The sequence below is a fragment of the Candidatus Spechtbacteria bacterium genome (assembly GCA_016188605.1).
GTDB lineage: Bacteria > Patescibacteriota > Minisyncoccia > Spechtbacterales > JACPHP01 > JACPHP01.
Window position 1 is genome coordinate 22,458 of sequence record JACPHP010000015.1, and the last position, 12,634, is coordinate 35,091.

General features: G+C 43.3%; 12 protein-coding genes and 1 tRNA gene. 10 read left to right on the forward strand and 3 right to left on the reverse strand.

Annotated features, from left to right (window positions below; genetic code table 11):
* Nucleotides 1-3: 3 nt before the first annotated feature.
* Nucleotides 4-735 carry a C39 family peptidase gene (locus HYV65_03135; GenBank protein MBI2463201.1) on the reverse strand — a complete coding sequence of 244 codons (732 nt, stop codon included), beginning with the start codon at nucleotides 733-735 and terminating at the stop codon, nucleotides 4-6.
* A gap of 226 nt (nucleotides 736-961) precedes the next feature.
* Here HYV65_03135 and HYV65_03140 point away from each other — a divergent pair, with 226 nt between their 5' ends.
* The 7 genes from HYV65_03140 (at nucleotide 962) to trpS (ending at nucleotide 8,376) form a co-directional block, all read left to right on the forward strand.
* Nucleotides 962-1,312, forward strand: coding sequence for a phage holin family protein (locus HYV65_03140; protein ID MBI2463202.1), 351 nt, complete (start codon nucleotides 962-964; stop codon nucleotides 1,310-1,312).
* Nucleotides 1,309-1,584, forward strand: coding sequence for a preprotein translocase subunit SecG (gene secG, locus HYV65_03145; GenBank protein ID MBI2463203.1), 276 nt, complete (start codon nucleotides 1,309-1,311; stop codon nucleotides 1,582-1,584). The genes HYV65_03140 and secG overlap by 4 nt, the downstream gene beginning before the upstream one ends.
* Before the next feature lie 113 nt (nucleotides 1,585-1,697).
* The gene (locus HYV65_03150) at nucleotides 1,698-3,410 is read left to right on the forward strand and encodes a hypothetical protein (GenBank protein MBI2463204.1); all 1,713 of its coding nucleotides are present in this window, start codon (nucleotides 1,698-1,700) and stop codon (nucleotides 3,408-3,410) included.
* Between the two features lie 136 nt (nucleotides 3,411-3,546).
* Nucleotides 3,547-4,557: a bifunctional phosphoglucose/phosphomannose isomerase gene (locus HYV65_03155; protein ID MBI2463205.1), complete on the forward strand. Its 1,011-nt coding sequence runs from the start codon at nucleotides 3,547-3,549 to the stop codon at nucleotides 4,555-4,557.
* Between the two features lie 451 nt (nucleotides 4,558-5,008).
* Nucleotides 5,009-5,092, forward strand: a tRNA-Leu gene (locus HYV65_03160).
* A gap of 188 nt (nucleotides 5,093-5,280) precedes the next feature.
* On the forward strand, nucleotides 5,281-7,215 hold the full coding sequence (locus HYV65_03165) for a ribonuclease J (GenBank protein ID MBI2463206.1): 1,935 nt from the start codon (nucleotides 5,281-5,283) through the stop codon (nucleotides 7,213-7,215).
* 192 nt (nucleotides 7,216-7,407) lie between these two features.
* Entirely contained in the window at nucleotides 7,408-8,376 is a 969-nt protein-coding gene (trpS, locus tag HYV65_03170) for a tryptophan--tRNA ligase (protein MBI2463207.1), read from the forward strand.
* 166 nt (nucleotides 8,377-8,542) lie between these two features.
* Here trpS and HYV65_03175 read toward each other — a convergent pair whose 3' ends face one another.
* Nucleotides 8,543-10,036 (reverse strand): phosphomannomutase/phosphoglucomutase, encoded by a 1,494-nt coding sequence (locus HYV65_03175; GenBank protein MBI2463208.1) that lies wholly within the window; start codon nucleotides 10,034-10,036, stop codon nucleotides 8,543-8,545.
* A gap of 106 nt (nucleotides 10,037-10,142) precedes the next feature.
* Between HYV65_03175 and HYV65_03180 the strand changes: the two genes are divergently transcribed.
* From HYV65_03180 to HYV65_03190, 3 genes are all read left to right on the forward strand, one after another.
* Nucleotides 10,143-10,754, forward strand: coding sequence for a 30S ribosomal protein S6 (locus HYV65_03180; GenBank protein MBI2463209.1), 612 nt, complete (start codon nucleotides 10,143-10,145; stop codon nucleotides 10,752-10,754).
* A 137-nt stretch (nucleotides 10,755-10,891) separates the two neighbouring features.
* The gene (locus tag HYV65_03185; protein ID MBI2463210.1) at nucleotides 10,892-11,389 is read left to right on the forward strand and encodes a single-stranded DNA-binding protein; all 498 of its coding nucleotides are present in this window, start codon (nucleotides 10,892-10,894) and stop codon (nucleotides 11,387-11,389) included.
* A 115-nt stretch (nucleotides 11,390-11,504) separates the two neighbouring features.
* Nucleotides 11,505-11,714 (forward strand): 30S ribosomal protein S18, encoded by a 210-nt coding sequence (locus tag HYV65_03190; protein MBI2463211.1) that lies wholly within the window; start codon nucleotides 11,505-11,507, stop codon nucleotides 11,712-11,714.
* A gap of 128 nt (nucleotides 11,715-11,842) precedes the next feature.
* Here the strand turns inward: HYV65_03190 and HYV65_03195 are convergent, their stop codons facing one another.
* Nucleotides 11,843-12,631 (reverse strand): TdeIII family type II restriction endonuclease, encoded by a 789-nt coding sequence (locus HYV65_03195; GenBank protein MBI2463212.1) that lies wholly within the window; start codon nucleotides 12,629-12,631, stop codon nucleotides 11,843-11,845.
* Between the last annotated feature and the right edge of the window lie 3 nt (nucleotides 12,632-12,634).

Sequence of the window (12,634 nt, forward strand, 5' to 3'; positions counted from 1 at the left end):
ATTTTATGAAGTCTTTTTAACCACAATCATAACTTTTTCTACTGAAAAAATGATTTCGTGGTTGCCGGTGGGATAATCTTGAAGCGCGTTATATAACACATCTTCTGCGTAACGATATTTTTCGCCGCGTCTTGTTCCCGAGTCATTAGTGATAAATTCTTTAGTTGCCGAGTCGTACCCGCGAATAAGAATATTGTGCTGTATCGGACCGGGAGGCACATAAAAAGGATTGCGCAATTTCCTACCATTAACAGGCACAATTACCATGTTTCCCCTTTCAAGCTCCGCCTTAATATCCGTAGTAGTAATATTCTCCTTAAGTTCCACATTACTATAACCAAAATATCCTTTGAATATTCTATCAATAGTATCTTGCGCCTTCGTGTCGCGGTACTCACCGTACATTTTTTGCTCCCAATCAGAAATGGTGATAATCTGGCTCTCCGCGTCTAAAGGAGCAATTGATTTCTTGCCCCGTACCCACAACATCGCCATAAGGACAGAAGCTTCTTCGCATCCCGCTTCTTGCCGCTGGTCTGCCCAATTGCCTAACGGAGCTTGCGATATAAATGGCACGCTAAGAGAGGTTGCGCTACTTGATATGGCCGTTGGCGTAGATGCTGTTGGTGTTGGAGTTACTGGCGCAGCTACGGGAAGTTTGACCGGAGTATTAATTGGACGCAACGATTGTTTTATGGATGTTGTAGTAGTTGTTATCTGTTTATCAGTGTACATCCCAATAACTACGCCACCTAAAACCAAGGCAAGACAAATCAAAAATCCCCAAAGTATTATTGGGGCGTAACTGGATGATGATTGCGTTTTTTGCACTCCTTTCATTATAAAATTATATTACAACAAAATAACCCTTAGGTCTAAAAATGGCGGGGCAGCAAGCCAGTATTCTGTATTCCGTATTCTTGATTCTATGTTCGTTCTATGCTACTCTGAAAGGAGTTCTATGGGTCTTATACTCAAAATCATTATCACAATTGCAGCCAACAGTCTTGCGGTTTACATCGCCTCGCTTTACATTCCCGGCTTTACATTCACCGGAAATTGGCTTATGCTGGCCACAACAGGATTCTTTCTTGCTGTGGGGCATTCTATCGTCCGGCCGATACTGAAAATTCTCACTTTCCCACTCATAATTATTACATTTGGCCTCTTTAACTTCGTAATCAATATCATTATTATCTGGGGTGTGCATATGCTCGTCCCGGAGCTTGGCATTCAAGGCATATTGCCTCTTATCGAAGCTACGCTACTATTTAGCGTTACTAATGCCATGCTACATTTATTTAGACTATGACTCTTCCCAACATACCAGTTCCATCATTTACTCATTTGCCGTCGTTGCTTCCCTCTAGCGCGGGGTGGATCTCTATTGCGCAGATTGCCATTGCGATTCTTTTGGTTATCGCGATCCTTCTCCAACAGCGCGGCTCAGGCCTTTCAAGCGCTTTCGGCGGACAGGGTGGCGTATATTATCAAAAACGCGGTTTTGAAAAAGTTCTCTATTGGAGCACTATTGTTCTTGGCGCCCTATTTGCCGGAGCGGCGTTCCTGATGCTGCTAGTGTAATCAACGAATAACGAATCCGACACGAATATACGAATACTCTTGGGCAGTAATTCGTTTATTCGTAAAAATTCGTTATTCATTGATTAACTTACCGTTATTCGTTGATAATTTCCATGTTTCGCTTACGACAATTACTGACAAAATTTTCTATTTTATTAAATAACCTTTCATCAACCGAACGATACATAGTCGGCTTTTTATCTGTAGTAGTTCTAGCATCTCTTATTGCATTTGCGGTACAATACTATCTTAGCAATACAAAACTCGCGCCCTCCACGGGAGGAAATTATCGCGAAGCAATGATTGGCCTGCCGCGTTTTATCAATCCGGTGCTTGCGCCCGGCAGTGATATTGATCGTGACATCGCGCGGCTTATTTATCCTTCACTTCTTAAATATGATGCGGAGGGAACCCTTGTGCCCGACCTTGCGGAATCTTATCAAGTCCTCAATAATGGCAAACAATACCGCTTTATAATTAAGGATCGCGCGCAATGGGAAGATAATACGCCAATTACTGCTGCCGATGTTGTTTTTACCATTAGCCTAATTCAAGATCAAAAATACAGCAGCCCCCTACGACAAAATTGGATAGGTGTCGCCGCGAGCCAAGAGGGAGATCGCGTAGTAATTTTCAACCTTGATTCTCCTTACCCGCCTTTTACGGAAAATACAACGGTCGGCATTCTCCCTAAGCATATCTGGGAGAACGTGGCGCCGAATAGTTTTTTGCTTGCAGACGCCAATCTAAAACCAATTGGCGGTGGCCCGTTTAAATTTAATAAATTTCAAAAAGATTCTACGGGATATATTTTTTCATATGATCTTGCGCGCAATGATAAATACTATGCGCAGAAGCCATACTTAGATGGTATTTCGTTTAGATTCTTTGATAGTGAAGATGAAGCGATTAGAGCGTATAATAGAAGGGCAGTGGACGCCGTAAGCACAATTTCCGCTACAGCTCTCGACCAACTCCACTTAACTTCACAAACTACCGTATATTCATTTACCCTACCGCGCTATTTTGCTATTTTCTTTAATCAAAACCAAAACCCAGCCCTGCAAGACAGCTCGGTGCGCCAGGCGTTGCAATTTGCAACTGACAAGGACTCGCTCGTCTCCTCCGCGTTAAACGGAAGGGGAGAAAAAGTTTCCACTCCCATCCTGCCGTTCATGCCGGAATTTAACCAAGCGGCGGGAGCAATATATTCGTTTGATGCTGATAGGGCCCGCGCATTGTTGGATAAAGCCGGCTGGCAAATTAGTGAAAACGATGGCACGCGCGCTAAAAAAAGCGGCGCTATATCTATGGCGCTGGACATTACGCTTGCCACGGTAGCATGGCCAGAGCTTCAAGATATCGCCACGGAATTACAAAAGCAGTGGGCAGCGGTTGGAGTTCGCCTTAAAGTAGAAACATATCAACTGGGAGAACTTCAGCAAAATATAATGGCGCCACGGAATTACAGCATGCTTCTATTTGGGCAGGTGCTTAGCCTTGAGCCCGATCCATTTTCTTTTTGGCATTCATCGCAAAAGAAGGATCCGGGATTAAACTTATCGTTATACGGCAATAATAACGTGGACAAACTTCTTGAAAATGCGCGGCAAGAACAAAATCCAGCAACGCGAAATTCCGACCTTCAGCAATTCCAACAAATCCTGATGAACGACAATCCCGCAATTTTTCTTTACAACCCTTCATATCTTTACCCCGCCAATAACACGATAAAAGGTATTGAAAACGGCACGGTCGCGGATCCGTCATGGCGATTTGCGAATATTACGAATTGGTACGTTAATACGAGGAGAGAAAATAAATAACAAACTAATTTTCAATTTTCAAATCCCAGTTTTCAATGAATTTACAATGAAACAATTTTCAATACGCCGTGTTTTTGACATTGAAAATTAAGATATTCATTGTAAATTGAAAATTGATCATTGAAAATTTACTCTTATGGTCTCACAAGTAGACAAATCAAACATGCGCCAAGTAATATTGGATTTTCCTACCCAGCTTGAGACGGGATTAAAATGCGCGCAGCGCGCTATTCCCATAATTAAAAACCCTGTAACTAAAATTGTCATTGCTGGCATGGGCGGCTCGGCATTGCCGGGTGAGCTGTTGAAGCTTGTTGCGGGCAATGGCTCTATTCTTTCGCGTCCTGCTGAAATACACATCCATCGTAATTACGGACTGCCCTACTACGCGGATGATCAAACGCTTGTCATCTGTATTTCATATTCCGGAGGCACTGAAGAAGCAATCAGCGCATATGATGAAGCTCGCGTAAGAAAATTGCCCGTAGCTGTTATCGCCATGGGTGGAGCCCTGCTTGAAAAAGCTCTTCGCGACGGCGTGGCGGTGGCGCAAATTCCAACAACACATATTCAGCCAAGATCGGCGATTGGATACCAATTTGCTGCTTTGATAAAAATTTTAAGCAACGCCGGAATTATTTCTTTACAAGACGATGCGCTTATCGCCGCCGCCAAATCACTATCGCCCGCTTCGTCAGAAAGACATGGGAAAACTATTGCTGTAAAGCTAGCAAGGCGCACACCGCTTTTCTACGCCTCACAGGCTAACAAGGCGCTTGCGTATATATTGAAAATAAAAATAAATGAAAACGCCAAAACAATGGCTTTCTACAATTATTTTCCTGAGCTTAACCATAATGAAATGGTCGGGTTTACCCAGCCGCAAAACAAATTTTCTATCCTTATGTTGACTGATAGGAGTGATAATCCTCATATTCAGCGCCGCATGGACCTCACCGCTGACATCGCCAAAAAATACCACATTCCCGTACTTCCTATTGACATTACAAATGAGAGGATATATAATAAAGTATTCAATGCCCTATTGCTGGGCGACTGGATCTCTTATTATCTTGCAATTCTCTACAAAACCGACCCAACGCCGGTAAAAATTGTGGAGGAGTTAAAAAAACGATTGGCGAAATAGATTTACGATTTAAGAGATAAGATTTAAGAATTATTGTTTTTAGTTTTGTAATTCTTGTTTTAATTTTCAATCAATTGACAATAACTAAATTTTCTCCGCCTGAGACGCCTGCCCGCCTCTGGCGGGGATCAGCCTTAGCGTAAAATTACATTTTGTTGTAATTTTTGTTAAACGTAGAAATACATTTTGTTGTATTTTTTGTTAAACGTAGAAATACATTTTGTTGTATTTCTTGCTCTGGCTGAAAACATAGTCATTGAGAATTGTGACATTGTAAATTCATTGCGTAGAGCAACGTGGTTGCCACGCAACTCTACGTTGTAAATTGTAAATTGAAAATTCTTTAATCGCGGACGTGGTATCCTGCGCTAAAGCTTCGGAATACCCGATCCCTGTAAGAAAATTATTTTTAGATAAACTGCTTGCAGTTCCGAAGTTTTAACGAAGGACTGCGGACGTGGCGAAACTGGCATACGCGCTAGCTTCAGGTGCTAGTAGCCGCAAGGCTGTGGAGGTTCAACTCCTCTCGTCCGCACCTAGTAATCTCAAAACTCAAAACTAAAATCGCAAATCTGAATTTCAAATTTAAAATCTTCGCTCGTAGTTTTTAGATTTGAGCTGTAGTTTTGAGATTTGCCATTTGAGATTTGAGATATTATGCCTATTTTTACAAATCCAATAACATTTAACATTCTTATCAAATAACTAAAATTAAAATAATTTATGTCCCCAGTAGAACCAAAACAACCAACATCACCGCGGGTTCCTCATAGACCGCGACATCGAGGCCTTGATATATCGAGGCACAATCCTTCAGGGCGTGGCACATCGGGCCAAAAAAGGTCTAGATTCGGCAGCCATGACCGCCAGCGACGCATTCGTGTCGCCCAATCACCGCTCACCGGCGCGCAGCCGGCGGGTTTTAACGTAGCTCCACAGCTTTCAGCAACCCCAGATGACCATGTAAAGATTATTCCAATGGGCGGGCTTGAGGAAGTAGGCCGAAATATGACAATTATTGAGTATCGCGATAAGGTGCTCATAATAGACATGGGCTTACAGTTTCCAGAAGAAGATATGCCGGGCATCGATTACATCATCCCGAATATCTCATATCTTACCGAACCAACGCCTAATGGCCCTGGCCTGAATAAGATTGAAGGCAAAAAGAAAGAAGTGGTGGGCGTGGTAATCACCCACGGCCACATGGATCATGTCGGAGCAATTCCTCTTATTATTCCCAAAATAGATAATCCAACAATTTATGCTTCCGCTCTTTCGCGCGGCATCATCTTGAAGCGCCAGCAAGATTACCCAAATGCGGCTCCGCTAGATATCCGAGAAGTAACCAAAGACACCGTGCTTGAGCTTGGCGCATTCCATATAGAATTTTTCCATGTAAACCACAACATTCCGGGAAGCTTGGGCGTGGTTGTAAAAACACCTATGGGCACAATAATGCACACGGGCGATTTTAAATTTGACCATTCGCCCGTTGGCGACGAGCCAGCTGACTTTGCGCGCATCGTAGCGCTCGGTTCACAAGGGATTGATGTGCTAATGTCCGATTCAACAAATTCAGAAACTCCAGGCTATACAATTTCTGAAACACAAGTACAAAAAAATCTTGAAGATATTGTAAAATCCGCGCCTGGCCGCATTGTGGCGGCAACATTCGGCTCGCTTGTAAGCCGCATCCAACAGCTCGTTATTATCGCGGAAAAATATAACCGCAAAGTAGCGCTTGATGGATATAGCATGAAGGCCGCGTTTGAAATTTCGCGCGAGCTTGGCTTTATCAAAGTTCAACGCGACACTATGATTGATGTAAAAAATATCAACGACTACCCCGCTAACCGCGTTATGCTAATTTGCACGGGCGCGCAAGGCGAGGGCGAGGCGGTGCTGATGCGCATCGCAAACAAAGAGCACCGCTATTTTACTATTCAAAAAAATGACACGGTTATCTTTTCTTCGTCAGTCGTTCCCGGCAACGAGCGCACTGTTCAATCGTTGAAAGATATCTTAATGTATCAAGGCGCGCGAATGTACCATTCGCGATTGATGGATATTCACGCCTCCGGCCACGCCCAAGTGGAAGACCTGAAGCTGATGATTAACTTAGTTAAACCGCGCTATATTATCCCTATTCATGGAAACCACTATATGTTGCGCTTGCACGGTGATATTGCCGAAAGCATTGGCATGATCCCAAACCATGTTCTTGTAGTAGGCAACGGCCATGTTGTTACGATGCGCAACCACGAGCTAACCGTCACCAAAGATCGAGTACAGACAAGCTATGTGATGGTTGACGGACTTGGCATAGGAGACGTCGGCAATGTTGTGTTGCGCGACCGCCAGGCAATGGCGCAAGATGGCATGCTTGTGGTAATCGCAACAGTAGATAGCCAAACCGGTAAAGTTAAGGGTAATCCTGATATTATTTCCCGCGGGTTTATTTACCTGCGCGAATCAAAACCATTGCTCGCTGAAGTGCGCAAACGCACCAAAGAGATCGTGGAGCACGCTTCAGCCCCCGACCGCGACAGCAACTGGGCGTATATAAAAACAGTTCTGCGCGACAAGCTTGGCGATTTCCTATTCCAGCAAACCAAACGCCGCCCGATGGTGCTGCCAGTGGTGATTGAAGTATAATAATAAAATTATCTCAAATCTCAAATGGCAAATCTTAAATCTAAATCGCAAATCTAAAATCTTATCCGTAGTTTTAAGATTTGAGTTATAGTTTTGCGATTTAAGATTTGAGTTTTGAGATATAATATTATTAGCACTTAAAAATTACAACATATTTTCTTAAATCGTAAATTTTATCTCTTAAATCTACTTATGCGTATCTTAAGCGGCATCCAACCTACCGGCCAGCTCCATTTGGGAAACTATCTTGGAGCTTTGCAAAACTTTGTGGCATTGCAGGAAACTAACGACTGCTATTTCATGATAGCGGACTTGCACGCGCTAACAGTGGCGCACGAGCCAAAACAGCTCGCGCAAAACACGCGCGAGCTTATGCGCGCTTTTCTTGCCATTGGTCTTGATCCGAAACGTTCCGTGCTTTTTGTGCAATCGCATATTCCCGCGCACACCGAGCTTGCGTGGATCTTTAACACCATCACTCCGCTTGGCGAGCTTGAGCGCATGACACAATTTAAAGAAAAAACGGAACAGTCGTCATCTATAAATCTAGGGCTTCTTAGCTATCCCGTACTGATGGCGGCGGATATTTTACTGTATAAACCCCACGCAATACCCGTTGGCGAAGATCAGGTGCAACATCTTGAGATGACGCGCAGCATCGCTCGCAAATTCACCAATTTTTACGGAAAACTTTTTGTTGAGCCGGAAGCGATTTTAACAAAAAGCACCTCTCGTGTGATGTCGCTGCAAGACCCGACAAAAAAAATGTCCAAATCTCTTGGGCCGCAAAATTATGTTGGAATTTTTGAAGACGAAGAAATAATAAAGGATAAAATAAAAAAAGCCGTAACTGATTCAGGAAGCGAAGTAAAATATAATCCGAAAGCAAAGCCCGCCATTTCAAATCTTCTTGCAATTTACAGCATGATAAGCGGCATGACTATCCCGCAACTTGAAAAAAGATATGAGGGCCGAGGATACGCTGATTTTAAAAACGAACTTGCAGACGCCGTTATTAAACACCTTAAACCAATCAGAGAAAAATTCCAAAATATTTCAGATGACGAAGCGGCTGAAATATTTGAAAAAGGCGGCCGCAAAGCAAGAACGGAAGCAGATGCGGTAATGAAGGTGGTGCGAAAACGAGTTGGACTGGTTTAGTGAGTCGACTAAGATGTTGAATAGGAAAACGAAATAACGAATCATCCTCATAATCCTCGGCAGACAGGTGAATACAGAATCATGAATAGTGAATAGTGAATACTAGAATACCGTATATCTAAATACAGTATTCATGATTCGTGATTCACTATTCACGATTCTAAGGTCACACGTACCCCAACTTTCCTGTCAATGACGCCACATGCTCGCGATCAAGCTTGTCTTGAATTTCCGGAAATGTCTCTAAAATATCCGCGAAGATATTTTTCATCTCCAGCACCCTCTCATCCGTCAACGCTTCAAAGCGCGCGGTGAGATACGGCGAGGTGTTGGATGCGCGGATCAACCCCCATGACTGCGCGTCAAACATCACGCGCGCGCCGTCAATTGTAATGACGTTGTATTTTTGCGACAACTCCGCGGACACGCGGCTTACTACATCGTGCTTTACGCTATCCTCGCACGGCAATTTAATTTCCGGCGTGCGCACGCGATGCGGAATAATAGAGAACATAGATGAAAATGGCCCGTCGTGCTCCGATAGTAAGCGCAGCATTAACGCCGCGGCATAAAAAGCATCATCAATCTTGTAGTAATCCTCGCAAATATAGATATGGCCGGATTTTTCTCCACCGAGAATAATATCCGGATCATGGCGCAGTGTGTCCTTAATATTAGCGTGCCCCGTGCGGTGCATCAAAGGAATGCCACCCAACTGCGGAATCATTTCTACCAGCACCTGGCTGCACTTAACGTCAAAAAGAATCTTTTTGCCAGGATTTCGCGACAGCGCGTCTTTGGCAAGAAACAGAATAAAATCATCGGCGTTTACGAATGTGCCGTTTTCATCCACAAAACCCACACGATCGCCGTCCGCGTCAAAGCCAATGCCGATATCGGCGCCAAGCTCCTTTACTCTTTTTGAAAGCATCTGCATATTTTGCGGAGCTTCAGGGTCGGGAATATGATTTGGAAAATACGCGTTCGGCTCAAGATACAAACCTTCCATTACATTACAGCCAAGCTTTGTAAAATAATCCATCACATACAATCCGGGCGTACCGTTGCCGCAATCAATTACAATGTTTAATTTCTTTTTTAATTTAATTCGCTCCAGGGCGTAGTCGCGATATTGCTCGTATGCGTTATTAAGCATTTCAATATTGCCCCTACTTTCCGCAACGTCGTAATCGTCATCAAGAACCATCTGGCGCATTCTTTGAAGTTCCTCGCCGTATATCGGAGCAGTGCCTTTTTTCGTCGGCTTAAAACCATTAAAAAAATACACATTGTGGCTACCGGTAATGTTCACCCCCCCGTCCAAACCCAAATAAGACACCAGAAAATAAATCATCGGCGTCATGGTTTTGCCCGCGTCAACAACGTCAATGCCAACGCTAAGAATGCCGCCTACAAAAGCTCCTTTCAATTCCTCGGCATACGGGCGAATCTCGTAGCCGATAATTACTTTCTTTCCGCCGCCACGCTTTATTATGGCGCCATAAGCCATGCCGATTGCTTTTGCGGTTTCTAAATTAATAGTGACGCCCGGAAACTTTCCGTACCATTTTTCATACTCAGCAATTGCTTCGGATGTAAATTCCACCCCAGCGACACCACGTATGTCATACTCACGGAATATATAGGGATCGATGTTCATAAAAATATGAATTTTTAATTTTGAATTTATCACTATTTACTCAATCCCAGTATACTCGCCTACGGGCATCTTCACAAGCTCTAAATACTATGCTAGACTGCCAGACATGGAAACTAAAACTACACCACAATCAAAAGAGGTGCGGACGTACCAGCTGACTTACATTCTTCCTCCCACAATCACCGAGGAAGCTGTGGCGCAGCGAAGAAATGAAATAACACAACAACTCACTGAAAAAGGAGCAAACGTCACTGAGGGTCGCGATGCATCGAAAAAGAAGCTCGCTTATCCTATTGCCGGGCAAACATACGGCTTTATGGGGGAAATACAATTCTGGGCATCTTCGGAGGCTCTCCCCGCAATACAACAAGCCATCAAGCATATTGACGATTTGACGCGTTTTATGATTACTTACGAAAAACCGCGCAAGACGCAACAGCGCGTACGCCCAAGCATCAATAAAACAGCGGGGGCAATAGCAGAAAACCAGGCGAAAACAACTTCGCATGAAATAAAAGAAGCGCCTGCCTTCGCTAAAAGCTACGACGAGGCTAGGGAAGCGCCAAAGCAACCAACCGAAATTACGGCGGAAAAAACGGAAGGATTTGCGCGGGTATTTGACCAGCAAGAACAGCCGAAGAAAGAAACACACTTCAAAGAAAAAATCAGCATTGAAGATATTGATAAGCGATTGGATGAGATAATGAAGAACATATAATTTAATCTCAAAATTCAAATGTCAAATGTCAAAACTACGGTGTGAGTTTTCTTAAAGAAAACTCACTTATATAATCGCCATAGGCGATACCATAGTTTTGCGATTTGCGTTTTGAGATTTAAGATTAATTAAATACTATGAATCTCAACAAAGCATTTGTCCTGGGACGACTAACTCGCGATCCTGAATCGCGCTCTACTCCATCAGGCCAGCAAGTGTGCAACTTCAGTATCGCTACCTCACGCATCTGGTACGATCAAGCGCGTCAAAAACAGGAAAAAACAGAATTTCACAATATAGTCGCCTGGGGACGGCTGGCGGAAATAGCGGGGCAATACCTCACGAAAGGCGCGTTGGTACTTGTTGAGGGACGTATTGAAACGCGGAGCTGGGAAGATCAGACGGGAGTAAAAAAATATCGCACGGAAATAATTGCCGAGAACATGCAAATGGGTCCACGAGCGCAAAACGCGGGTGGTGGAGCGCTGACGCAGAGCCAAGGCGCGTCGTCTTCACCAATGAATAATACCGCGCCAGTTCAATCAGCTCCATCACAAGACATTCCAACAATTGAGTCTGATACTCCCTATTCAAACGCAGATGATGAGATTGACGTAAAAGATATACCTTTTTAGTCTCATTAGCGGCGTCACCGCTAATGAGACTCGCAGAATAACGCAGACTAAACGCAGAAAGACGCAGAAGACCTAAAAATAATTTTTCACTTTCAATTTTTATTTTAGTAAAAATATGATAAAACAATGCTATTATTGCACGCACGCGCAAAAGCCAGTTGACTGGAAAGATATCCAGACACTGCGCAAGTTCACCTCCACGCAAGGTAGAATCCTTGCTCCACGAGTTACAGGCGCGTGCAGCAAGCATCAAAGGAAAATCGCCCGCGCAATAAAGCGCGCTCGCGTCATGAGCTTGATGCCATTCACAATCCAGGCAGTATAATCAAAAACACCACTGCAATTGCAGTGGTGTTTTTGATTTAGACAAAATAGAAGGCTACTTGGTGAAATGGAAAAGGACGGCATACGCTGTCCTTTTCCATTTTTTGTACTACCCATCTTACATATGTCTTACTTACTGTTAGAAATATTGTTCATTTTTTTATCTATTTCCTCGTAAAGCTCTAACCCTGCTTGCTCAAAAACCTTCAATAAATCTTCATAGGTATCACTACCGCCAAGAAAATCCCAGAACTCAACACCTACTAATACCTCATTTTGTAGATCAAAAAGCCCTTGCAGCGTCCAGCGTTCATATGGCCTTGGTTCGTAGGGATTATATGGAATAGCAACAATTGTTTTTACTTTCGCTTTCGGATTTTCGCTTCCACGCATTGCGATCCAATCGAGCATTTGTTTCTTGATTCCGGTAAATTCATTAATATTTGGTTTTGCGCTTTTTACTTCAAAATAATATTCTGTTTCATCTTCCATCTCCACGAAAAGATCGACGCGCTTTTTTAGTTTCTTTCCCATTTCACCTTTACCGGAGACAGACAGCACCTCTTTTGTTTCATTTTCTTTATCCGGTGATCGCGAAGTAGAGCGCAACTCGCGCATTATGCTATCAATTTTCAAAACTGCTTCACTGCTTATATATCCCTCAAACTCTTTATATTGTCCGATTGCGCGTTTGGCTCGTGGTTCGGCAATTATTTTTCCAACCTGTTCAAAAATCGATGTCCCAAGTATTGTATTTACCGATTGAATAAAGGAAAACAGCGCCATTCTATCTTTGCCAAGCAAACGAAAATGAAATGGCATTGAATTTGTCTCGGGATTATACGTTACTAATTTTTGACGAATTCTTCCAACCAAATACTCCTTAATTTGTTTCCTTTGTTGTATTGTAAGTGCCATATT